General features: G+C 68.5%; 20 protein-coding genes, 1 pseudogene and 1 riboswitch. Of the genes and pseudogenes, 8 read left to right on the plus strand and 13 right to left on the minus strand.

Annotation, left to right across the window (positions count from 1 at the left end):
* Nucleotides 1-33 precede the first annotated feature (33 nt).
* Nucleotides 34-1,253, minus strand: a pseudogene (locus BM417_RS46035) (IS110 family RNA-guided transposase).
* A 929-nt stretch (nt 1,254-2,182) separates the two neighbouring features.
* Here BM417_RS46035 and BM417_RS46040 point away from each other — a divergent pair.
* The 4 genes from BM417_RS46040 (at nt 2,183) to BM417_RS47430 (ending at nt 4,135) form a co-directional block, all read left to right on the plus strand.
* Nucleotides 2,183-2,782, plus strand: coding sequence for a 50S ribosomal protein L25/general stress protein Ctc (locus tag BM417_RS46040; protein WP_093606448.1), 600 nt, complete (start codon nt 2,183-2,185; stop codon nt 2,780-2,782).
* 62 nt (nt 2,783-2,844) lie between these two features.
* Nucleotides 2,845-3,351, plus strand: a complete 507-nt coding sequence (locus BM417_RS46045; RefSeq protein ID WP_093606449.1) for a DivIVA domain-containing protein — start codon at nt 2,845-2,847, stop codon at nt 3,349-3,351.
* On the plus strand, nt 3,341-3,904 hold the full coding sequence (gene pth / locus BM417_RS46050) for an aminoacyl-tRNA hydrolase (protein WP_093606450.1): 564 nt from the start codon (nt 3,341-3,343) through the stop codon (nt 3,902-3,904). The genes BM417_RS46045 and pth overlap by 11 nt, the downstream gene beginning before the upstream one ends.
* A gap of 36 nt (nt 3,905-3,940) precedes the next feature.
* On the plus strand, nt 3,941-4,135 hold the full coding sequence (locus tag BM417_RS47430; protein WP_143139116.1) for a hypothetical protein: 195 nt from the start codon (nt 3,941-3,943) through the stop codon (nt 4,133-4,135).
* Here BM417_RS47430 and BM417_RS46055 read toward each other — a convergent pair.
* The gene (locus tag BM417_RS46055; RefSeq protein WP_093606451.1) at nt 4,132-5,745 is read right to left on the minus strand and encodes a fatty acyl-AMP ligase; all 1,614 of its coding nucleotides are present in this window, start codon (nt 5,743-5,745) and stop codon (nt 4,132-4,134) included. The two genes, BM417_RS47430 and BM417_RS46055, sit on opposite strands and share 4 nt — an antisense overlap.
* 100 nt (nt 5,746-5,845) lie before the next feature.
* Between BM417_RS46055 and BM417_RS50050 the strand changes: the two genes are divergently transcribed.
* A complete protein-coding gene (locus BM417_RS50050; RefSeq protein WP_281251420.1) occupies nt 5,846-7,186 on the plus strand; it encodes a DivIVA domain-containing protein in 1,341 nt (446 codons plus the stop codon).
* Between the two features lie 13 nt (nt 7,187-7,199).
* Here BM417_RS50050 and BM417_RS46075 read toward each other — a convergent pair whose 3' ends face one another.
* From BM417_RS46075 to metG, 10 genes are all read right to left on the minus strand, one after another.
* Complete coding sequence (locus BM417_RS46075) at nt 7,200-8,966, minus strand: ABC-F family ATP-binding cassette domain-containing protein (RefSeq protein WP_093606452.1); 1,767 nt, start codon at nt 8,964-8,966, stop codon at nt 7,200-7,202.
* 42 nt (nt 8,967-9,008) lie between these two features.
* The gene (locus BM417_RS46080; protein WP_093606453.1) at nt 9,009-9,953 is read right to left on the minus strand and encodes a hypothetical protein; all 945 of its coding nucleotides are present in this window, start codon (nt 9,951-9,953) and stop codon (nt 9,009-9,011) included.
* A 106-nt stretch (nt 9,954-10,059) separates the two neighbouring features.
* Nucleotides 10,060-11,022: a 4-(cytidine 5'-diphospho)-2-C-methyl-D-erythritol kinase gene (locus BM417_RS46085; protein WP_093606479.1), complete on the minus strand. Its 963-nt coding sequence runs from the start codon at nt 11,020-11,022 to the stop codon at nt 10,060-10,062.
* Between the two features lie 57 nt (nt 11,023-11,079).
* Entirely contained in the window at nt 11,080-11,880 is an 801-nt protein-coding gene (locus tag BM417_RS46090; protein WP_093606454.1) for a MetQ/NlpA family ABC transporter substrate-binding protein, read from the minus strand.
* A 28-nt stretch (nt 11,881-11,908) separates the two neighbouring features.
* Nucleotides 11,909-12,592, minus strand: coding sequence for a methionine ABC transporter permease (locus BM417_RS46095; protein ID WP_093606455.1), 684 nt, complete (start codon nt 12,590-12,592; stop codon nt 11,909-11,911).
* Entirely contained in the window at nt 12,589-13,587 is a 999-nt protein-coding gene (locus BM417_RS46100; RefSeq protein WP_093606456.1) for a methionine ABC transporter ATP-binding protein, read from the minus strand. Before BM417_RS46100 ends, BM417_RS46095 begins: the two co-directional genes overlap by 4 nt.
* A 224-nt stretch (nt 13,588-13,811) precedes the next feature.
* A riboswitch (SAM riboswitch) is annotated at nt 13,812-13,905 on the minus strand.
* A 251-nt stretch (nt 13,906-14,156) separates the two neighbouring features.
* Nucleotides 14,157-14,987 (minus strand): 16S rRNA (adenine(1518)-N(6)/adenine(1519)-N(6))-dimethyltransferase RsmA, encoded by an 831-nt coding sequence (rsmA, locus tag BM417_RS46105; protein WP_093606480.1) that lies wholly within the window; start codon nt 14,985-14,987, stop codon nt 14,157-14,159.
* Nucleotides 14,988-15,091: 104 nt separating this feature from the next.
* Nucleotides 15,092-16,501, minus strand: a complete 1,410-nt coding sequence (locus BM417_RS50055; RefSeq protein WP_093606457.1) for a resuscitation-promoting factor — start codon at nt 16,499-16,501, stop codon at nt 15,092-15,094.
* Nucleotides 16,502-16,802: 301 nt separating this feature from the next.
* A complete protein-coding gene (locus BM417_RS46115) occupies nt 16,803-17,597 on the minus strand; it encodes a TatD family hydrolase (RefSeq protein WP_093606481.1) in 795 nt (264 codons plus the stop codon).
* Nucleotides 17,598-17,623: 26 nt separating this feature from the next.
* The gene (gene metG / locus BM417_RS46120) at nt 17,624-19,417 is read right to left on the minus strand and encodes a methionine--tRNA ligase (RefSeq protein WP_093606458.1); all 1,794 of its coding nucleotides are present in this window, start codon (nt 19,415-19,417) and stop codon (nt 17,624-17,626) included.
* A 54-nt stretch (nt 19,418-19,471) separates the two neighbouring features.
* Here metG and BM417_RS46125 point away from each other — a divergent pair, with 54 nt between their 5' ends.
* Genes BM417_RS46125 through BM417_RS46135 form a run of 3 tightly spaced genes read left to right on the plus strand, consistent with a single transcriptional unit; the run spans nt 19,472 to nt 21,720 of the window.
* The gene (locus tag BM417_RS46125) at nt 19,472-20,026 is read left to right on the plus strand and encodes a PadR family transcriptional regulator (RefSeq protein ID WP_093606459.1); all 555 of its coding nucleotides are present in this window, start codon (nt 19,472-19,474) and stop codon (nt 20,024-20,026) included.
* Between the two features lie 58 nt (nt 20,027-20,084).
* Nucleotides 20,085-21,017 (plus strand): ATP-binding cassette domain-containing protein, encoded by a 933-nt coding sequence (locus BM417_RS46130; RefSeq protein ID WP_093606460.1) that lies wholly within the window; start codon nt 20,085-20,087, stop codon nt 21,015-21,017.
* The gene (locus BM417_RS46135; protein WP_093606461.1) at nt 21,007-21,720 is read left to right on the plus strand and encodes an ABC transporter permease; all 714 of its coding nucleotides are present in this window, start codon (nt 21,007-21,009) and stop codon (nt 21,718-21,720) included. Before BM417_RS46130 ends, BM417_RS46135 begins: the two co-directional genes overlap by 11 nt.
* On the opposite strand, the gene rsmI is transcribed toward BM417_RS46135, so the two are convergent.
* Entirely contained in the window at nt 21,712-22,557 is an 846-nt protein-coding gene (gene rsmI, locus BM417_RS46140) for a 16S rRNA (cytidine(1402)-2'-O)-methyltransferase (protein ID WP_093606462.1), read from the minus strand. The two genes, BM417_RS46135 and rsmI, sit on opposite strands and share 9 nt — an antisense overlap.
* Nucleotides 22,558-22,559: the final 2 nt, after the last annotated feature.

Raw genomic sequence — 22,559 nt, forward strand, 5'->3', positions numbered from 1 at the left:
GCGAAGCCGAAGACATCCCAGTTGCTGGGGCTGTCAAGCGGCTGCGGTGGTGTGGTGTGCCCAGGCGGTGGTCTCGTCGTAGGTGGTGCGGGTTTTGAGGCAGCCGTGCAGGATGCCGACGAGGCGGTTGGCGAGTTGGCGCAGGGCGGCGTTGTGGCTGCTGCCGCGGGCGCGTTGCTGCTGGTAGTAGGCGCGGGCGCCAGGGCTGACCCGCATGGCGACGAACGCCTGGGCGATCAGGGCGTCGAGGAGCCGGTCGTTGTGGACGTGCCGGGCCCGGACGGTGCGTCTGCGGCCGGAAGCGACGGTGAGCGGGCTGGTGCCGGCGTAGTTCTTGCGGGCTTTCGCGCTGACATAGCGGTCAGGGTCGTCCCCGAACTCGGCGAGCACCCGAGCACCCAGAACCGCGCCCATCCCAGGTTGGGACAGCACGATCTCAGCGTCCGGGTGCCGGCCAAAATGGGCCTCGACCTCGCCCTGCAGGCCGGTGATCTGCTCGGCCAACGCGGCCAGGATCGCGATCGTGGCACGAGTGGTGGCCGCGTAAGCGGCGGTCACCACCGGCGGCCGGCCCAGGTGCTCGGTGCGCAACGCGGCTTGGATCCCGGCGGCCCTGGTGTCGACGTCACGACGCCGGGCCCGCGCCAGCGCGCCGCGGATCTGGTTGAACGACAACCTCTTCGCGGTGTCCGGATCAGCCGCCCGGCCCAGCAGCTCCAGCGTGTCCGGCGCGTCCAGATCAGCAAAGGCTTCCAGCGCGGCCGGGAAGTACTCACGCAAAGAATGCCGCAGCCGCAGCGTGTGGCGGGTGTTGTCCCAGATCAATGTCTTGTGCACCCGCGCGACCACCTTGATGCCCTCGACCTCGGCCGAATCGCCCGCGACCGGCCTCAGCCGGTGGGCATCAGTGCGGACCATGTCGGCCAGCACATGCGCGTCCCCGCATCACTCTTCGCACCCGACACCACATGCCGGTCCCGGAAACGGGCCACCGACAACGGATTCACCGCGAACACCGTATATCCGGCCGCGACCAGCGCGGCCACCCACGGACCCCGATCCGTCTCGATCCCGACCCGCACCTCCACGTCCTCGACATCGGCATCACCCGAATGCTCGGCGATCAACGCGTGCAACCGGGCCATTCCCGCCACGCCTTCGGGCAACCGGGCCTTCACCAGACGACGCCCGCCGACATCCATCACCTCGACATCATGGTGATCCTCGGCCCAGTCATCACCGATCAGCAACAGCATCTCGCCCTCCCCGCTCGCACCTCACCAGCACCGGCAGCAGCAGCGGGAGAACCATCAGCGACCTAATGAACAGTGCTCACACCCCTGAGAATGGGCACGACATCCCAGCAGCGATCACGTTCTCCCGGCACCAGCGAGGGCACGATCTTCGGCAAGGACTCAACAGTCCAGGCGAGCAGAGTGCTCACCCACCAGCACTACCAGAAACGAGCCTGCCAGACGACCGGCCCACCACTCATTAGGCGAGCCGTCCTTACCAAACGGGCCGGGCGGTGGGGTCCCGTCACGAGTCGCACCACAGCTCTTGCTGCATGCAGGTAGGGGTGTCAACTCGACACGCTGTTCGTCGAGTTGACACCCCTACCTGCATGTGGCCCGCTCCTGGTGCGGCTCGTGACGGGACCCCACCGCCAACGCACCCCTCAAAGCAACGCGCAGCCGCCCAACCCAACAGGCGTGCCATCAACCCACCCGTGGCGCCCTCCCCCGATCAGATTGCCGGGGGTCTGGGGGCAGAGCCCCCAGGGGAAGCACGCACCGCAAGGTCGCCGCCCGCAAGGTGACCACCCTGCAAGGTCGCGGCCCGCACAGTAACCACCCGCAAGGCCGCCGATCACCAGCCGATCACCCACACGCCCGCCACCCACACGCCCACAGCGACCACCCACACAGCACCCCCCACCCGCCAGCAAACCCCAAGCCACCCCCCGATTAGGCCCCCCGCCCCCACTCACCTACACTGGTCGGGTTGCCTCGGCGAGGGCGAGCTATCCAGCTCAACGTGATCGACGCGGTGGCTTGATGCCGCGCGTGTTGACGTTATCCGCGTGCTGCTCGCCGCCGCTGGCCACCACCCCAAAGCTGAACCGCTGATACTTGTGCACCGCCCCGACGTACAAGGCCAGACTTGTAAGGAGTACCCCACCGTGTCCGAGGTCCGTCTCGCCGCAGAGCAGCGCACTGAATTCGGCAAGGGCGCCGCCCGCCGTACCCGTCGCGCCGGCAAGATCCCCGCGGTGCTCTACGGCCACGGTTCCGACCCGCAGCACCTGGCCCTGCCGGCGCTCGAGTTCGCCCGTGTTGTCCGTGAGCACGGCCAGAACGCCGTCCTCACTCTCGCCCTCGACGGCGCGAGCGAGCTGGCGCTCACCAAGACCGTCACCACGCACCCCATCAAGAACTACATCGAGCACGTCGACCTGCTGCTCGTGAAGCGCGGCGAGAAGGTCACCGTCGAGGTGCCGCTGTCCATCTCGGGCGAGCCCGCCTCGGGCACGCTGCTCACGCAGGACCTCAGCACGATCCAGATCGAGGCTGACGCCCTGAACATCCCGGACCAGATCGAGCTGTCGATCGCGGGCATCGGCGCGGGCACCCAGATCCACGCCAGCGACCTGACCCTGCCGGCCGGTGCCGTTCTGATCACCGACGCCGACGCTCTCGTCGTCGCGATCAACGAGGCGCCGTCCGCGGCGCAGCTCGAGGGTGACGAGGCCGCTCCGGCCGAGGCCACCGAGGAAAGCTGAGCCCCATCACGTCGGGCCGAAACGACGGCGCGTCACCTCCTCACAAGGGGGGCGGCGCGCCGTTGCAGTACCTGCGGCCCGCCGACGTCCGGTCCAAGACCTTCCGCCGCAAGCGGCAGGGTTACAACCCGGACCAGGTCAACGAGTTCCTCCAGATCGTCGCCGACGCGCTGGCCGGCCGTCTTCGCCTGAACCCGGAACACGTGCGCACCGTCAGGTTCGCCACCGTCCCGAACGGCTACGACCCGCTCAGCGTCGACGGCGTCCTTCACCTGCTGGAGTTCCAGATCCGCAACGGCATCGTGCCGCCGACGGGCCTGAACACCGGCGAGGACCTCTACGCGCGCAAGCTCACGAAGACCAGCACCGGATACGATCGTGCCGAAGTCGACGCCTTCGTCGTCCGTGCCGCGGCCAACCTGGACGGCCGGGGCGCCATGACCTCCACCGAGGTCCGCAACACCCGGTTCAGCACCACGTCCGGCCTGCTGGGCAAGGGATACCAGGTGCAGGCCGTGGACACGTTGCTGGACGATCTCGAGCAGGAGTTGCGGTTCCGTGGACGCTGACCTCGCCCTCATCGTCGGGCTGGGAAACCCAGGCCCCAAGTACGAAGGCAACCGTCACAACATCGGCTTCCTGGTCCTCGACGAGCTGGCCGCCCGCGTCGGCGGCAAGTTCAAGGCCCACAAGTCCGGCGCCGAGATCGTCGAGGGCCGCCTGTCCGGCCACCGAGTCGTCCTCGCCAAGCCGCGCAGCTTCATGAACCTCTCCGGCGGCCCCGTCGCGAGCGCCGTGAAGTTCTTCAAGCCCACCACCATCGTCGTGATCCACGACGAGCTGGACCTCCCGTTCGCCGCGCTGCGCATGAAGCTCGGCGGCGGCGACAACGGCCACAACGGACTCCGCTCCATCACGAAGTCCCTGGGCGGCCCGGACTACCACCGCCTGCGCTTCGGCGTGGATCGCCCCTCCGGCCGCCAGGACCCCGCGGACTACGTCCTGAAGGACTTCTCCACCGTCGAACGCAAGCAGCTCGCGCTGGAGATCGACCGGGCGGCGGACGCGGCCGAGGCCATGGTCACCAAGGGCCTGGAAGCCGCGCAAAACAGCTTCCACTGACGTGCACAATGGACGGCATGACCAACCGAAAGGTCCATGCCGCGTAAGCGCACGCGCATGCTCGTCGCCGAGTTCTCCCGGCGCTTCATGTCAGACGTCCTGCGGCTGGAACTGAGCCGCAACCCCCTCTGGGACTCCCGCGAAATCCTCGGCTTCGTCGCCCGCGCACTCCCCCGCAAGAGCGCGAAGGAGCTGCGCGAGCGACTCGAAGAACTCGACGCCCTCTACTAGACCAGAGCAGCCGCCGCGGACCGCCTGAGCTTGCCGGACGGCGTCTTCGGCAACGTCCCCGGCGGCTGCACCACCACCACGAACGGCCGCAGCCCGACGGCGTCCACGACCCGGGCGGTGACCTGCTTGACCAGATCCTTCTCGGCGGCCTCGTCGCCGGCGAGCTTCGACTCCAGCACGACGGCGAACCGTTCCCGCTTCGTCCCCGCGTCCAGCCGCACGGCAACGGCGTTGCCGGCCCGCACGCCCTCGACGGAGCAGGCGGCCCGCTCCACATCGGTCGGATAGATGTTCCGGCCGCCCATGATGATGACGTCCTTGCGGCGCCCGCAGACGACCACCTGGCCGTCTTCGACCACGTACCCGAGGTCCCCGGTGGACAGCCAGCCTTCGGCGTCCTGTGTGGCGAGTGGACCGTTCACCGTCAGGTAGCCGGGGGTGACGGCCTCGCCGCGGACCTGGATCTCGCCGACGTCCCGGACGCCCAGGATCGAGCCCGAGTCCGAGACCACCCGCAGTTCCAGGCCGGGCAACGGCGGGCCGAGCAACGGGAACGCGCGACCGTCCGAAGCGGGCACTGCCTTCTTGTCGGCTTCCACGGCGTCCGCGTCCACCACGTCCACCGACAGGCCGGTGAACAACGGCGCGAAAGCCACACCCAGAGTGGTCTCCGCCATGCCGTAGGCCGCCAGGATCGACTCCGGGCGCAGCCCGAACCGTTCGCCCGCGGACACGAAGGCCTCGACGGCCGAAGGATCGATCGGTTCGGCGCCGTTCAGCGCCAGTCGCATCGTCGACAGGTCGAAGGAGTCGGACGAGGAGGCCAGGCGGCGCGCCACGATCGCGTAGGCGAAGTTCGGCGCGGCGGTGATGGTGCCGCGGTACCGGGTGATCAGGTCCGCCCACAACGTCGGGCGTGACAGGAAGTCGACGGGTGTGACCTTCACCAATTCCAGGCCGAACAGCATCGGCACGGTCAGGAAGCCGACCATCCCCATGTCGTGGAACAGCGGCAGCCACGAAACCATGACGTCAGAGGCAGGATCGAGTGCCGCCGCGATGCGCATGCCCTCGGCGTTGGCCATCAGATTGCGGTGCGTGATGCGCACCGCTTTGGGGTCGGCTGTGGATCCACTCGTCAACTGAAGCAGAGCCGTGGCATCCTCGTCGGTGGGAACAGGAGCAGCGATCGGTTCCGCATCGAGTTCGGAGAGCAGTTTGTAGGGCACTCCGTGCTGGTCCAGAACGGCAGCCAAGGCGTCGAAAGGGCTGCCGAGCAGGACCAGACGCGAATCGATCATGGCGAGCACCCGCAGCGTGTCCTCGGCCCACTCGGCCAGGTCGGTGCGTGGTGTGGGTTGATGCAACATCGTGACGCTGCCACCACACAGCCATGCGGCCTGCACGGCTGGGGCGATCACGGCTGGTTCGGCGGCGAGCACGGCGATCGCGGTGCCCGGCGCCACGTCGAGCGCACCGGCCATCCGCCGGGCGCGTTCGTGCACCTCGGCCCACGTCTGGCGGACTGGCGCGGCGGGTTCACCCGTCGTCATGCCCCTGTCCCCGCCACTGGAGGCCGTCGCCAGCATCACATCCACGAACTGACTCATGTTCGCGATCGTAGTGGCGGCGTTTGGTCCATCAGGACGAAACGTTATGCCACGCGAAACGCGATACTCCCCAGTACAGGTACGCAGGAGGAGGTCATTGGTGGATCGGGGCGGCCCCGGAGCGCAGCATCGTCTACCCGCGCATCCGGCACCTCTGCTCTCCGCGCAGGACGTGGCCCTGGTCGCGTTCCACCGTCCTCCGCGTGGTCAGCGCGGGTACGACGCGGCTGAGGTGGACGCGTTTCTCGACCGTGTCGAGGGCACCATGAAGAGCAAGGACATCCTCACGCGCGAAGACGTGCTCAACGTCAAGTTCAGCACCGCGACCCGTGATCCGGGCTACGACGTGAACGAGGTCAACGTCTTCATGGAACTCGTCGCGGACACGCTGCGGTCCACTCCGCAACGCCATCAGGCCTCCGCGCCGGCCCAGGGCGCGCACGCCACGTCGCAGGCGATGAGACCCGCGGTGCGACTGTCCCCTGACGACGTCGCCGCCGTGCGCTTCCACAAGCCCAGACCGGGGACCCGCGGCTACCACGAGGGCCAGATCGACGCGTTCCTCGACCGCATCGAAGGCACTCTGCGTGGCAGGGACAACCTGACCTCCCAGCAGGTGCAGGACGCCGTGTTCGGCGAGACGGCACCAGGCACGTTCGGCTACGACGAGGAAGACGTCGACACGTTCCTCGACCTCGTGGTGCTGATGTTCGAGACCGCACCGCCACCGCTCAAGGCGGCCCCGCCGACGACGCAGCTCCCGCAGCAACAGCAACGACCGCAGCAGCGCAGTCCGCAGCCAGATCCACGCCTGCGGCCCGAGCCGCGTCCCCAGCCACAGCAGCGCCGCCCGCAGCCGCCGGCCCCGCTGCAGCCCGCTCAGCAGGCCGCGATGCCGAAGTCCATCGACGCGCCGAAGCTCACCGCGGCGGACATCCGCAACATCGCGTTCCACCGTCCTCCCCGTGGCCGCCGCGGCTACCAGGAGTCCCAGGTGGACGCGTTCCTGGATCGCATCGAGGCGACGCTGCTCGGCCAGGACAACCTGACCGGCAAGGACGTCCGCGACGTCCGGTTCTCCCGCCCGTTGATCGGCCGGCGTGGCTACGACGAGACCGAGGTGGACGGGTTCCTCGGCCAGATCGAGCAGCAGCTCTCCGGACCGGTGCGCAGCATGCCGCAGGTCAAGTCGTGGAAGGACCTGCGGCAGCTGCGGATCCCGCAGGCGGCGGCCGGCCAGCGCGGCTACCGCACCGCGCAGGTCGACCGGATGCTGGAGGAGATCGGCGTCGCACTCGACGGCATGCTCGGGGCGAGCTCCGAAGAGGTCATGAAGGCGCGTTTCAGCTACGCGTTGCTCTCCGGCCAGGGCTACGACACGTCGTTCATCGACGAGCTGCTGCCCCAGCTCGCCGCCGAACTGCGCCGCAAGGGCAAGTAGCCCGGGGCAGGTCTCAGCCCTCGACGACCTCGGCGGCGGCCATCCACTGAGCCTCCACGTCGGACTCCTCCGCCAGCACGGCGCGGAGTTCGGCGTCGAGCTTCAGCAACCTGCCGGAGTCGGTCGCGGCCTCGGCGAGCGCGGCGTGCAGCTCGGCTTCCTTCTTGTGCAGCACCTCGAGACGTCGCTCCAGCCGTGCCAGCTCCTTGCGGGCGGCACGCTGGTCGGCGGCGTTCGAGGGCGCCTTGTCCGCCACCGGGGCCGAGGACTCCCTGTCGCGCAACGAGTCGCGGCGCTTGAGGTACTCCTCGATGCCACCGGGCAGTTCGGTCAGGCCGCCGTCGCCGAACAGCGCCACGACCTTGTCGCACACGCGCTCGACCAGGTACCGGTCGTGCGAGATCACGACGAGCGTGCCGGCCCACGAGTCGAGCAGGTCTTCCAGCTGCTGCAACGTGTCGATGTCCAGATCGTTCGTCGGTTCGTCGAGCAGCAGCACGTTCGGCTCGGCCATCAGCAACCGGCACAGCTGAAGCCGCCGCCGCTCGCCACCGGACAGGTCCGACACCGGCGTCCACTGCTTCTGCGACGAGAACCCGAACCGCTCGCCCAGCTGCGACGCCGACATCTCGTACTTGCCGAGCACGACGCGCCGCGCGACCTCCTCGATCGCCTCCAGCACGCGCATCGACCCGTCGAGGTCGAGCAGCTCCTGCGAGAGGTGCGCGATCTTGACCGTCTGGCCCTGGATCCGCTTGCCCGTCTCGGTTTCGCGCTCCCCGGCCAGCAGCTTCAGCAACGTCGTCTTGCCCGACCCGTTGACGCCGACCAGACCGATCCGCTCGCCGGGGCCGATGCGCCACGTCAGGTCGCGCACCAGGTAACGGTCCGGAATGGACAGTGTCACGTCCTCGAGCTCGATCACCGTGCGGCCCAGGCGCTTCTTGGCGAACGCGAGCAGCTCGACGTTGTCGCGCAACGGCGGCACGTCCGCGATCAGGGCCTCGGCGGCCTCGATCCGGTAGCGCGGCTTCGAGGTCCGCGCGGGCGCGCCGCGGCGCAGCCAGGCGAGTTCCTTGCGCGCCAGGTTCTGCCGCTTCTCCTCCAGCACGTCCGCGAGCCGGGTCCGCTCGGCACGGGCGTAGATCCAGTCGGCGTAACCGCCCTCGTACTGCTCGACCTTGCCCTGCACCACTTCCCACGTGCGGTTGCAGACGGTGTCGAGGAACCACCGGTCGTGGGTGACGACGACGAGCGCGCACTTGCGGGCCAGCAGGTGCTCCGCGAGCCACCGCACACCCTCGACGTCGAGGTGGTTGGTCGGCTCGTCGAGCACGATGAGTTCGAGGTCCTGGATCAGCGCGGCCGCGAGCACGACCCGGCGCCGCTCGCCACCGGACATCGTGGAGACCACGGAGTCCAGGCCCAGCGCCATGATCCCGAGTCCGTCCAAAATGGACCGAACGCGGGCGTCGGCCGCCCACTCGTGCTCGGCGTCGAACCCGAGCGGGTCGATCACCGCGTTGCGCACCGTCGAACCGTGCGGCAGTTCGGTCCGCTGCGTCACGACGGCCATCCGCAGATCGCGCGACCGCGACACCCGGCCGTCGTCGGAGGGCTCCACCCCGGCCAGCACCTCGAGCAGCGTCGTCTTGCCACCGCCGTTCAGGCCGACGACACCGATGCGGTCGCCCTCGTTGACGCCGAGCGACACGCCGTCAAGCAGCGGCCGGACGCCGAACGACTTCGACACGGACTCCAGGTTGACCAGGTTGGCCATCAAAACCTCACGACTCGTAAGAAACTGCCCCAGGAAGGCTACCTACCAGGGCCAAAGCTCCTGTTCACCAGCCTCGAACAGGGAAAGTGCCCACAACGCGCCCTCCTTGGTGCCGTCGTGGCGATAGCGGTGCCGCGACACCGCCGCCCACTGCACCTCCCGGCCGGCGAGGTCCCACACGTGCAGAGGCACGTTCCTCGGCACCGACCAGCTCAACGGCCGATCGAGCTCCTGGCCCTCGGCGACGACCACCACCCGGTCGTGCCGGCGGAACCGGCCGCGGACGACCTTCCGCAGGTCATCGGCACCACGGACGATCTCGGCCTGGTCGCACCGGCTCGCCACCAGTTCGACCGTCTGGTGTGCGACCAGTCCGGTCACCAGCAGCGTGTGGCCGGTCAGCCGCGGCCGCGGGAGCGTCGGCTTCCACCCGGGGACGGGTGTGGCGTCCACAGCAGAGCTGTCGTACCTGCGGTCCAGAATGCGGCGGAACAGAGCCGACTGCGCCGCGTCGACCGGCTTCGGGTGCACGCGGTTCAGCACGTCGCCGAGCCGGAGGTCCATCCAGGTCAGATCGGCCTGACGGACCGCCTCCTCGGTGTAGAGGCGGCGCACCGCGTCACCGATACCGCGCTTCAGCGGCTTCGGCAGCGTTCGTCCGTGGAAGTAGTTCCAGTAGCAGAGCAGCCAGGTGGGATCCAGCGGGTCCACGAGCACGGAGTCGATCACCTGCCGGGACAGGCCGTGCTGACCGGCCGCCAGCCGTGCGGAGAGGAACTCGGCGGCACCCGCACGCGCCGTGTAGTCGAGACCGGCTTCGTGGCGCGCCCATCGCAGCAACTGAGCCGTCCACTCCGGGTGCGCGACCGCACTGCGGCGCACCAGGCCGACGTACTGGGCGAGGCGCGCGGCGTGGAGGTTCGGTTCATCGCCGACCAGGTCCGACACGACCATCCGGAACAACTCGCGTCGCAGCCGCCCGCCCACGTGATCTCCCTCGCCCGCGAAAGAGCCACGCGCGCCCCGAGAATTCGAGATCGCCCCCGTTTGGAACGGGTGCTTCGCACCGGGACAGGCGTGGCTCCACGGGATCTTAGGCGTGCACCTCGGGAGGAGTGGGCTTCGGTTCCTCGGTCGCGATCACGCGCGCTCCGGGCACCGGCCCGTGCGCCACGCGAACCGTCCGGCACACACCGGCTCCGGCGAGCTCGGCGGCCACCTTCACCGCCGTGTCGCCGTCCTCGCACAGGAACGCCGTCGTGGGGCCGGAACCGGACACGATGCCGGCCAACGCGCCCGCGTCGACGCCCGCGCGCAAAGTGCGGCGGAGGTTCGGGCGCAACGACACCGCCGCGGCCTGGAGGTCGTTGCCCAGCAACAGAGCCAGCTGACGCGGGTCGCCGGAGGACAACCCCTCCAGCACCGCCTCGACCGCGCCGACGCGGGGCGGATCTCCCTCCGCGCGCAGGCGGTCCAGCTCGTCGAACACTTCCGGAGTGGACAGTCCACGACGGTCGAACGCCAGTACCCAGTGGAACTGGTGACGGCCCAGCACGGGCACGATCCGCTCGCCGCGGCCGGTGCCCAGAGCGGTCGAGCCGTACAGGGCGAAGGGGACGTCCGCGCCGAGCTTCCCGGCCAGCTCGGCCAGCTCGTCGCGGCTGATGTCCAGGCGCCACAACGACGACAGGCCGACCAGCGCTGCCGCCGCGTCCGCGCTGCCGCCCGCCATGCCGCCCGCGACCGGGATGGCCTTGCGGATGACGACGCGGACCTTGGGGTCGTCCGCGTCCTTGCCGACGTGGGTTGCCAGCAGCTGGACCGCGCGCCAGGCGAGGTTCGAGGCTCCGGTGGGCACCTGGTCGGCGCCCTCGCCGTACACCTCGACTCCTGGCTCGTCGGCGACCGCGACCGTGACCTCGTCGACCAGGGAAAGCGCCTGGAAGATCGTCACCAGGTCGTGGTAGCCGTCCGGGCGCACGTCACCTACGGCCAGGTGCAGGTTGACCTTGGCCGGGACGCGAACTGTGACCGGGGGTGGAACGACTGCGAGCACCATGTCAGCGTACGGGCGTTCTGGGGTCCCGGACTCCTCCCCCGGTCACTGTCACCGTCAGACCGGGATGACCGAACCGCTGAAGGTCTGCTTGATGTAGTCCTTGACCTGCTGCGATCCGAGCAGCTCCGCCAGGCCCTTGACGCGCTTGTCGTCCTTGAGCTCGGTGCGCGTGACCAGGCCGTTCGCGTTCGGGTTGCCCTCGGCCTTCTCCAGCGCGAGCGAGTCGGTGGCGGGCTTGAGGCCGGCGTCGATGGCGTAGTTGCCGTTGATCACGGACGCGTCGGTGTCCTCCAGCGAACGCGGCAGCTGAGCGGCCTCCAGAGGCACGAACTGGAGGTTCTTGGGGTTCTCCGCGAGGTCGCGCACGGTCGGCTGGTCCACGGCCTTGAGCTTGATCAGGCCGTTGGCCTCCAGCAGCTTCAGGCCGCGCGCCTCGTTGGTGGCGTCGTTGGCGACGGCGATCTTGGCGCCGGAAGGCAGCTCGTCGAGCTTCTTGACCTTCTTCGAGTACAGGCCGAGCGGCTCGACGTGGACCGGCTGGACCCACTCGACCTTGGCGCCGCTCTCCTTGGTGAACGTCTCCAGGTACGGGACGGTCTGGAAGTAGTTGGCGTCGAGCGACCCGTCGACCAGCGCCGTGTTCGGCTGCACGTAGTCGGTGAACTCGACGACCTCGATCTTCAGGCCCTTCGACGCGGCGAGGTTGTCGGCCACGTACTTGAGGATCTGGGCGTGCGGGACCGGCGAGACACCGACCTTCAGCGTGTCCGAGGCGGACGCGCCACCGGACGAGCAAGCGGACAGAGCAGTCAAACCGGTCAAAGCGACTGCGATCAGGGCAGCACGAATACGCATTACGTTCCTTTTGAGAAATTGCTACGGGTCAGACGGAGGCGTGCCGGCGTCGGTCCGACGCACGAGCGGCACGGGTGAAACCGAGTTGGATCACGGTCGTGAGCACGGCGAGCCACGCCACGGTGCTCCACAGGATCCGGTCGTTGAAGCGCTGGTAGCCCTCGCGGATCGCCAGGTCACCGAGGCCACCGCCACCGATCACGCCGGCCATCGCCGAGTACCCGATCAGGGCGATCACGGTGACGCCGATGGCGTTGATCAGCGCGGGCAGCGACTCGCGGATCAGCACGCTGCGCACGATCCTCAACGTCGAGGCGCCGGTCGTGATCGCGGCCTCGACCACGGTCACGTGCACCTCGGACAGGATGTTCTGCACAAGCCGCCCCACGAACGGGATGGCGCCCACGGCCAGCGGCACGATGACCGCCGTGCTGCCGATGGAGCCGCCGACGATGAGGCGGGTGACCGACGTGAGCGCGACGAGCAGCACGATGAACGGCATCGAGCGGCCCAGGTCGGTGACGAAGCTCAGGATCCTGTGCACCGCGGTGTTCGGCCGCAACCCACCCTTGGCGGTGAGCTGCAGCCAGACACCTACGGGAACACCGAGAACAGTGGCGATGACGGTCGAGACGCCGACCATGTACAGCGTCTCGCCGGTGGCTTCGAGCAGGAACGAAAAGACGTCGGACCAGGGTGTTGCAGACCTCACGCAGCTACTCCCTGCGGGCCCTTCAAGGACCTCTGCACCGAGCCGCCGGCCTCGCCGATCCACTCCAGCGCGGAGTCCGAGCGCTCGCCGTTCAGGCCGAGCCGGAACCGCGCGACCGGGGTCTCGCCCAGTCGCGTGAGGCCACCACCGACGATGTTCAGCTCGACGCCGAACCGGTGTGCGGCCTCGGGCAGCAACGCGCCGACCGCGGCGAACCCGACGAGCACGACGTCCGCGACGCGGTCGTAGCTGCTCTCGTTGATCGGGTTCAGGTCGACGGCGGGCAGCAGCGCACTGCTCGTGCGGCTCGCGACGTCGTTGACCAGGTCGAGGACCTTGCCGTGCTCGACGACGCGGCCCTGCTCCAGCACAGCGACGTCATCGCAGATCTTGCGGACCACGCCCATGTCGTGCGTGACGACGAGAACGGTCACGCCCAGCTCGGCGCGCGCACGGTCGAGCACGGTCAGCACGGAACCGGTGGTCTCCGGGTCCAGAGCGCTGGTGGGCTCGTCGGCGAGCAGCACGGACGGGTTGGCGGCGAGGGCGCGTGCCACGGCGATGCGCTGACGCTGCCCGCCGGACAGCTGGTCGGGGTAGGAGGCGGCCTTGTCGGTCAGGCCGACGAGGTCCAGCAGCTCGCCCACACGGGTGCGGCGCTGCGGTCCGGGGATGCCCGCGGACTCCAGCGGCAGCGCGATGTTGCCGGCCGCGGTCCGCTGCCGGAGCAGCGAATCCCCTTGCGGCACAACGCCGATCTGGCGGCGGGCGGCACGCAGGGCCGACCCGTCGAGGCTGGTGATGTCGGTGCCGTCGACGCGGATCGCACCCGAGTCGGGGCGCTCCAGCAGGGCGACGCACCGGGCGAGCGTCGACTTGCCGGCGCCGCTCGGGCCGACCACGCCGAGCACGGTTCCGGCTTCGACGTCGAGGGTGACGCCGTTGAGGGCACTGACGCCCTGGAAGGACTTGGTGAGGTTTTCGACAGTGATCACGTCTGCTCCACGGCTGCGCGCGACGGCACACTGTCCGTTTGGGACGGACGTGCGCGGTCAGAATTTCTGCTCAGGTGTGTGCGCCACTCGTTGACTGAGTGCGCGTCAAAGGACTCTTAGAAGAAGGCGCCTTAGACGAGTTGGCGACGACATGCAGAAGACGAGCGACGGCACTGGTCGATGACTCGACGGCGCGTCAGCATTCGCACGGTACCCATGGTGCTCCTCCATCGGTCCTGGCGTTAGCACCTGCCCGCATCCAGCGGGTGGTTGCTGCGACGTCGTAGAGCCAGGTCTCTCAGTCGCTCCGGATGGCAAGTAGCAGTCAACCGGACGGACGTTCGGTTGCGCAAGCCAGATTCCGATTCGTTCGACAGATCACACTGTTGGCCGAAGGATCCCCGGCCAGGGCCTGCATCGAAGTCTGGTTCGAGGGGAGTCGCGCTTGAGGTGGTTCCTGGTGGTGCGGCCGGACGGCCTGCGTACCGGTGTTGTACGTGGGCCGTCCGGCCGTGCCGCCAGGGGCCGCCTCGGGCCCGGCTGCCGCGGACAGGACTTCGATGCAGGCCCTAGACCTCGGCGATCCGGATGAAGTCGATCACGCTCAGCTGCTCGCCCCGCTGCTGGGGATCCACACCCGCTTTGGCGAGCAGTTCGTCAATGTTTCCCGGGTTGCCGGCCCAGCCCTTCAACGCCGCTCGCAGCGTCTTGCGGCGCTGCGCGAAGGCGGCGTCGACGATCGAGAAGAGCTTCTTGCGATCCACTGTGGACAGCGGCTTTTCGTGGCGCTGGAACCACACCAGGCCCGAGTCGACGTTGGGCGCCGGCCAGAAGACGTTCTTGCCGATGGCGCCGGCCTTCTTGGACTCCGCGTACCAGGCGAGCTTCACGCTGGGCACGCCGTAGATCTTGTTGCCCGGCTTCGCGGCCATCCGGTCGGCCACCTCGGCCTGGACCATGACCAGCCCCTTTTGAAGGCTCGGGAGTTCGGCCAGGAGGTGCAGGACCACCGGGACCGCGACGTTGTACGGGAGGTTCGCGACGATCGCGGTGGGTTGGACCGGCAGGTCTTCTTGGGTGACTTTCATGGCGTCCTTGAGGACGACGTGCAGCTTGCCCGCGTTGTCCGGGTCCATCTCGGCGACCGTCTGAGGCAGCCGCTGGGCCAGCGGCGGGTCGATCTCGACCGCGACGACCTGCTTGGCGGCGGGCAGCAGCGCGAGCGTCAGGGAGCCGAGGCCGGGTCCGACCTCCAGGACCACGTCGTCCTCCGTCAGCCCGGCGGCGGCGACGATCTTGCGGACGGTGTTCGGGTCGTGCACGAAGTTCTGGCCGAGCTTCTTGGTCGGGCGGATGCCCAGCTCTTCAGCCAGACGACGAACTTCGGCAGGTCCCAGCAGGCTCACCGGTGCATTCTCGCACCAGGTTCCCTTCGGAGACGACGAAGGCCGCCCGTGGCGAACCAGGGCGGCCTTGTCAGGGGGACGGAGAGGGTTGTGCGTGTTTACGGCAGGCCGAGCTTGGCGCGGCAGCCCGGCCAGGCGCCGTACGTGCCGCCGGAGCGGTCGCGGAGCTTGGTCGCGATGGCGATCTGCTGCTCGCGGGTCGCCTGGTGCGGAAGCTGCGCGTAGACGGTGCCGCCGTTCGAGGCCCAGGTGCTGGCCGAGAACTGGAGGCCGCCGTAGTAGCCGTTGCCGGTGTTGATGGCCCAGTTGCCACCCGCCTCGCACTTGGCGAGACGGTCCCAGACCTCACCGTCGGGCAGCGGCTTGGTGCCGACCGTGATCTTCTTCGGCTTCGGCTCCTTGGTGACCTTGCCGCCGATCTTCTCGCGGCTGATCTCCTTGCCGTTCTTCACCGTCACGCGGTACGTGGAGGTCTGCTCGCCCGGCACGCCGGGGTCGGTGACGGTCTGCTGGCCCGCGGTCATGTTCGGGTCGTTGGTCTTCTCGACCGGAGGAGCGACCGGCTCGTTCACGTTGATGACCGTGACGCCGGTGCGCGAGATGTAGACCTCGGCGCCGGTCGCGAGCTTCACGTCCAGGCCGGACGCGACGGCGTCCTCGGGGCCGAGGGTGAGGTTCTCGCCCTTGAGCAGCTCGTCGACGGTCAGTGCGGTCGTCTGGACCTCGCGGACCGGGTTCGCGCCGTCGAAGAGCTTGATGTTCTTGCGGGTCTTGACCTCGACGCTCATGCCTTCCAGCGGCACGTCGTGCGAGCCGGGCATGGACATCCAGGCGCCTTCGAGCGGCACGCCGAACTGCTTGGCGGCCTCCTCGACGGTGACCGAGCGGACCCAGTCCTCGCGGGCCTGGCCGTCGATGCTCATCTTCATCAGGCGGCCGCGGTCGAGGCTGATCTTGCCGCCGTCGGAGATCGGGGCGTTCAGCGAGGGCGACAGGGCGTCGTGCTCACCGACGACGATGCCTTCCTCCGCCAGGACCTCGCCGACCGTGCCCTCGTAGGAGTGGACGGTCTGGAGCGCGCCGTCGACCTCGACGGTCAGCGACTTGTCCATCGCCATCGCGGTCACGCCGCCACCGGAGATCGACACGAGGACCGCGGCGACCGTGCCCTTGAGGAAGCGGCGCTTCCACGTCGAGGCGGCCTTGACGAGGACCTGCGGGTCCTTGAGCTCCTCTTCCTCCGAGGGGAGGACGAGGGGCGGCATGATCGTCGTCTCGGCGTTGATGAGACGGATCAGCTCGTCGACGTCGACGTTGGCCGAGGCGAGGAGGTCGTCCGCGTCCGGGCCGAGCACCTCGAGCACGTCCGCGGGCGTGATGGTCAGCGCACCGGCGGGGAAGCTCGGGTGGGGATCAGCGACGCCAACGGTCGTACCGCCGACGGGCGTGAACCAGTCGGTGTCGTCGTTGAAGTCGTACGGAGCGGCACTTCTGTCGCTTCCAGACAAGGGTCGATACCTCCATTGCGGAAGCTGTGAGGCCACCGCACAGTTGGCGTTGACAAGATCATTCGAGTTGGAGCTCGAAGGTTCCCGGCAACTCCTCCTACGTGGTCTCGCTTCTTCGCGCTTCTGGCTTCGGTCCCGCCCCGACTGCGGGCGTGCTCCGAACCGACTGGGTCGGCTCAGGTGGCACGGTCACGGGACAGTAACGGGGTCGCGGACGTTGCGCAAACACCCCCGCCGATGTTGTGACCTCAGTCACCCATCGGGGTAGGAACCCTTTGCTCCGTTCGCCCTAAGTCGCATTTCAGTCACCAAGTCCGAACACTCGTTGAGCAGTACGGGTGACGGCGGAGCAGAGTTCAGAAAGATCTTCGCCACGGAGCGTAGCGAGATCGCGAACTGTGTAATTCACACAATAGGGTTCATTTGGACGCCCACGATAGGGATGGGGCGTCAGGAACGGCGCGTCCGTCTCGACCAGGAGCTGGTCCTGCGGCACCAGCGCCGCCGCTTCCCGCAGCGCACGGGCGTTCCTGAACGTCACCGGGCCCGCGAACGACAGCACGTACCCCGCGTCGACACAGCGCCGGGCGAAGTCCGCGTCGCCGGAGAAGCAGTGGAACACCACTGTGGACGGTGCGCCCTCGGCATCGAGGATCTTGAGGATGTCCTCGTGCGCGTCCCGGTCGTGGATCATCAACGGCTTCCCGACGCGCTTGGAAAGGTCGATGTGCCAACGGAAGGCCTCGTGCTGGGCGGCCGGCGGCGAGTAGTCCCAGTAGTAGTCCAAACCGGTCTCGCCGATCGCGACCACGCGGTCGAACGCGGCGAGCCGTTCCAGTTCGGCCTTCTCCGCGTCCCCGAAAGAAGAGGTGCGCGTCGGGTGCACGGCGACCGCCGCGTAGACCCTGGGGTCCCAAGTGGACGCCTCGGCGGCCCACTGCGCGGCCTTCAGGTCGTCCGCCACGGTGATCACGTGCGAGACGCCGGCGGCCTCTGCCCGATCGAGCAGGACCGCCACGTCGGCGGCGTCGACGGCACCGCACGCGTCGAGATGGGTGTGGGCGTCGATCACCGGTGCCGGAAGAGCTTCCGGCACCGGCGGTCGTTCACGCTTGTCCGCCACTACTCGGTCACGATCGGAGCCCACTCGGGCCCGACCTCACCCAGCTTCGAGTCCAGCTTCGTGAACAGCGGCGACGGCTTCTGCAGCGGCCGGCCGACCTCCAGAGGCGTCGACTCCCACTTGGCCTGCTCACCGGCGTAGTCACCGGTCAGCACCGGGTACGAACGGTCGGGGATGTCGAGGTCGGTGACCTCGGTCATCTCCGGCTGTGCGGCCCACACGCCCGTGCCGCCCAACGCCTCGTGCACCTTCTGCGCCGAGTGCGGCAGGAACGGCGTCATGAGCGTGTTCGCGTCCTGCACGACCTGCAACGCGGTGTGCAGCACCGAGTCACGGCGGTCCAGGTCGTCCTTGAGCTTCCACGGCTCCTGGTCGGACAGGTACTTGTTCGCCAGCGAGATCACGCGCATGGCCTCACCGGAGGCCTGCTTGAACCGCGAGCGGCGCAGGTGCGCGCCGACCGTCTCGAACGCCGCCTTGGACTGCGCGAGCAGCTCGTGGTCGGCGGGCGTCAGCGCGGTGGCCTTCGGGATCGCGCCGACGTTCTTGTGCGCCATCGAGATCGAGCGGTTGACCAGGTTGCCCCACTCGTTCGCCAGCTCGAAGTTCGTCCGGCGGACGAACTCCTCCCAGGTGAAGTCGGTGTCCTGGTTCTCGGGCCCCGCGACGGAGATGAAGTACCGCAGCGCGTCCGGCCCGAACTCCTTGAGGAAGTCGCCGACGTAGATCACGGTGCCGCGCGAGGTCGAGAACTTCGAGCCGCTCATCGTCAGGTACTCCGACGACACGACCTCGGTCGGCAGGTTCAGCGTGCCGAACCGGCCGGGCTCGCCGCCCTTGTCGCCCGCGCCGTTCTGCCCGAGCAGCAGCGACGGCCAGATGAGCGAGTGGAAGACGATGTTGTCCTTGCCCATGAAGTAGTAGCCCTGGGCGTCACCCGTCCAGAACTCCTTCCAGGCATCAGGGTTCCCCGTGCGCCGCGCCCACTCGACGGACGCGCTCAGGTAGCCGATCACCGCGTCGAACCACACGTAGAACCGCTTCATCGGCTGGTCGCTCCACCCGTCGAGCGGGATCGGCACACCCCAGTCGAGGTCGCGGGTGATGGCGCGCGGCCGCAGGTCCTTGATCAGGTTCTGCGAGAACTTGAGCACGTTCGGACGCCAGTCCGACCGCGTGCCCATCCAGCTGCCCAGCGAGTCGATGAACGCGGACAGGTCGAGGAACAGGTGCTCGGTCTCGACGAACTTCGGCGTCTCGCCGTTGATCTTCGAACGGGGGTTGATCAGTTCGGACGGGTCGAGTTGGTTGCCGCAGTTGTCGCACTGGTCGCCACGCGCGCCCTCGTAACCGCAGATCGGGCAGGTGCCCTCGATGTAGCGGTCGGGCAGGGTGCGGCCGGTCGACGGGCTGATGGCGCCCATCTCGGTCTTGGGGACGACGTAGCCGTTCTTCCACAGCGCGGAGAACAGGTCCTGCACCACCTGGTAGTGGTTGCCGGTGGTGGTGCGGGTGAAGAGGTCGTAGGACAGGCCGAGGCCCTGCAGGTCGGACGCGATCACACGGTTGTACTTGTCGGCGAGCTCACGAGCTGTGAGCCCTTCCTTCTCGGCCTGCACCTGGATGGGTGTGCCGTGTTCGTCCGTGCCGCTGACCATGAGCACCCGGTGTCCGGACATTCGCATGTAGCGGGAGAAGACGTCGGACGGGACACCGAAACCGGAGACGTGACCGATGTGCCTGGGGCCGTTGGCGTAAGGCCAGGCCACCGCGGTCAGTACGGAGGCACTCATGGACATAGCCTACGGAGGCGGTGCCAGGGTGTTTTCACCGAGTGGGAGGTCTGTTTGTCCGCGACCAGGATGCTGGTGCTCGGCGTGGTCAAGCTCGTCGGCGAGGCACACGGTTACGTGGTGCGCCGCGAGCTGAAGTCGTGGTCGGCGGACAGCTGGGCGAACGTGCAGCCGGGCTCGATCTACCACGCGCTGAAGTCGCTGGCCAAGGACGGTCTGCTGGAGCCGGTGGGCACCGCAGAGTCCGAGGAGGGCCCCGCCCGCACGACCTACCGGATCACCGCCGCCGGGGAGCACGAGCTGCGGGACCTGCTCGCGCACGCGCTGGCCGACCCTGCCGCCGGCAACGACGAGGTCTCCGCGGGCGTCGCGATGCTCAACCTCGTTCCCCGCAAGCAGGCGGTCGTGCTGCTGAAGAACCGGCTGGCGGGCCTCGAAGGCCAGCTCACCCCCACCCGGCACGGCATCTCCTCGATGCCGGAGATGGGCAAGCCCGCGCACGTCAGCGAGCTGTTTCGACTGTGGCTCGTCCATCTCGAAGGCCAGGTGCGCTGGACTCGGGAGCTGATCGAACGCCTAGAGGCCGGTGCGTACGAGCTGACGGACTAGTCAAACTTGATTAGTTCCCGCTAGCCTCTAGTCAAACTTGACTAGAGGGGATTCAGTCATGATCAAGGCACGCGGCCTCGCGCGCCGATTCACCACGAAGACCGGTCCGGTGGACGCGGTCGCAGGGGTGGACATCGACGTCGCCGAGGGCGAGCTCGTGGGGTTCCTCGGCCCGAACGGCGCAGGCAAGTCCACGACGTTGCGCATGCTGACCACGCTGCTGCAGCCGACCGCCGGCGAGGCGACGATCGCCGGGCACGACCTGCTGACCGACCCGGCCGGAGTGCGCCGCAACATCGGGTACGTGGGCCAGAAGAACGGCTCCGGCCAGGACCAGCGGGTCGCCGACGAGCTGGAGTTCCAGGCCCGCTTCTACGGACTGTCGAAGCACGACGCCCGCACGAAGGTCTCCGACCTGCTCGAGCGGTTCGACCTCCAGGGCCTGGAAAAGCGCGGCGTCATCACGTTGTCGGGCGGCCAGCAGCGCCGGCTCGACATCGCGATGGGCATGCTGCACGACCCGCGGCTGCTGTTCCTGGACGAACCGTCCACGGCCCTCGACCCGCAGAGCCGCCGCAACCTGTGGGACCACATCAAGCAGCTCAAGGCCGACGGCGTCACGGTCTTCCTGACCACGCACTACCTGGACGAGGCCGACTACCTGAGCGACCGGCTGCTGGTGATCGACCACGGCTCGATCGTGGGCGAGGGCTCACCGGACGAGTTGAAGCACCGCGTCTCCGGCGATCTGGTCGTGCTCGGCACACCGCAGGCATCGATCGTCGCCTCGAAGTTCGAGAACGCCGTGATCGACGGCGAGAAGGTCAGCTTCCGGATCCCGAACGGCGACCGCGCGTTGCCGGGACTGCTGCGCGACCTCGACAACATCGGCGTCGAACTGCACTCGGTGCAGGTGCACCGGCCGACGCTCGACGACGTGTTCCTGACCATGACCGGCCGCTCTCTGCGGGAGGAAGCCAATGCTGCGTGACACCTGGCTCGTGTTCTCCCGCGTGATGCTGCCCGTGCTGCGCAACCCCGTGGCAGTCGTGTTCGGGATCGCCCAGCCGTTGCTCTACCTCGGCCTGTTCGGACCGCTGCTGGGCGAGGGCGGCTGGCAGTGGTTCGTGCCGGGGCTGCTGGTGCAGATGGCGTTGTTCGGCACGGCCTACGCGGGCTTCTCACTGCTGCCCGAGGTGCGCACGGGCGTGATGGAACGCCTGCGGGTCACCCCGGTCAGCCGGGTCGCGCTGCTCGTCGGCAGGGTCGGCAAGGACGTCGTGCTGCTGGTCGTGCAGAGCCTGCTGATCATGCTGGCCGCGATGCTGTTCGGGTTCCGGGCGTCGGCCGGGCAGATGCTGCTCGGCCTCGGGCTGGTGGCGTTGCTGGGCATCGCGATCGGGTCCGTGTCGTACGCGATCGCGTTGAAGGTGAAGCTGGAGTACGTCTTCGCGTCCGTGCTGTCGGCGTCGATCGTGCCGTTGATGCTGCTCTCCGGCGTGCTGCTGCCGATGTCGAACGGCCCGCAGTGGCTCTACTGGCTGTCGCGGATCAACCCGCTGGCGCACGTCGTCGACGCCGAGCGGTCGATCTTCAACCCCGGCTCGATGTTCTACGGGCTCGTCTCGGTCGCGGCGCTCGTGCTGGTCGGCGTGTTCTACGGCGTGCGGACGTTCAACAAGGAGTCAGCTTGACTTGATCGCCGCGTCGTAGAGCGTCTTCTTGCTGATCCCGGCCGCCTCCGCGACCTCGGCGGCGGCCGACTTCATCCGTTCCCCGTCGGCGACGCGCTGCCTGACCTCGGCGACGAGCGTGTCGAGGTCGGGCGTCTCCTGGACGGGCGCGGGACCGAGCACCACGGTGATCTCGCCGCGTGCGCCTTCCACGGCCCACTCGGCGAGTTCGGCGAGAGAACCGCGCACGACCTCTTCGTACTTCTTCGTCAGCTCCCGGCACACGGCGGCGCGGCGGTCCGGTCCGAGCACCTCGACGGCGTCCGCGAGCGTGTCCGCGAGCCGATGGGGTGCCTCGAAGAAGACGACGGTGCGTTGTTCGGTGGCCAAAGGTGCGAACCAGCGCTTGCGTTCACCGGACTTGCGCGGCGGGAAGCCGTCGAACGCGAACCGGTCGCTCGGCAGGCCGGACAGGGCGAGCGCCGTCGTCACCGCGGACGGCCCCGGCAGACAGGTGATCTTCAGGTCCTGCTCGACGCACGCGGCGACGAGCCGGTAGCCGGGATCGGACACGGACGGCATTCCGGCGTCCGTCACGAGCAGCACGGTCTCGCCGTTGCGGAGCGATTCGAGCAGCCCCGGAAGGCGCCCGACCTCGTTCTGGTCGTAGAAGCTGATCACCCGCCCGGACGGCTTGACCTGCAACGCGGCCGCGAGACTGTGCAGCCTTCTGGTGTCCTCGGCGGCGATCACGTCGGCGGTCTCGATCGCCTCGATCAGGCGCGCGGAGGCGTCGCGGATGTCCCCGAGTGGGGTGGCTGCCAGGACGAGACGGCCTGAACCGGATACAGGACTCACAA

Source organism: Lentzea waywayandensis (genome assembly GCF_900115955.1).
In the GTDB taxonomy this organism is placed as follows: domain Bacteria; phylum Actinomycetota; class Actinomycetes; order Mycobacteriales; family Pseudonocardiaceae; genus Lentzea; species Lentzea waywayandensis.

What these genes read in the sequence shown, in the direction of transcription:
- BM417_RS46055 (WP_093606451.1), bottom strand. Translation starts at nt 5,745, where the DNA reads ATGAGTCAGTTCGTGGATGTGATGCTGGCGACGGCCTCCAGTGGCGGG.
- BM417_RS46130 (WP_093606460.1), top strand. Translation starts at nt 20,085, where the DNA reads ATGATCAAGGCACGCGGCCTCGCGCGCCGATTCACCACGAAGACCGGT.
- BM417_RS46075 (WP_093606452.1), bottom strand. Translation starts at nt 8,966, where the DNA reads ATGGCCAACCTGGTCAACCTGGAGTCCGTGTCGAAGTCGTTCGGCGTC.
- metG (WP_093606458.1), bottom strand. Translation starts at nt 19,417, where the DNA reads ATGAGTGCCTCCGTACTGACCGCGGTGGCCTGGCCTTACGCCAACGGC.
- BM417_RS46135 (WP_093606461.1), top strand. Translation starts at nt 21,007, where the DNA reads ATGCTGCGTGACACCTGGCTCGTGTTCTCCCGCGTGATGCTGCCCGTG.
- BM417_RS47430 (WP_143139116.1), top strand. Translation starts at nt 3,941, where the DNA reads ATGCCGCGTAAGCGCACGCGCATGCTCGTCGCCGAGTTCTCCCGGCGC.
- BM417_RS46090 (WP_093606454.1), bottom strand. Translation starts at nt 11,880, where the DNA reads ATGCGTATTCGTGCTGCCCTGATCGCAGTCGCTTTGACCGGTTTGACT.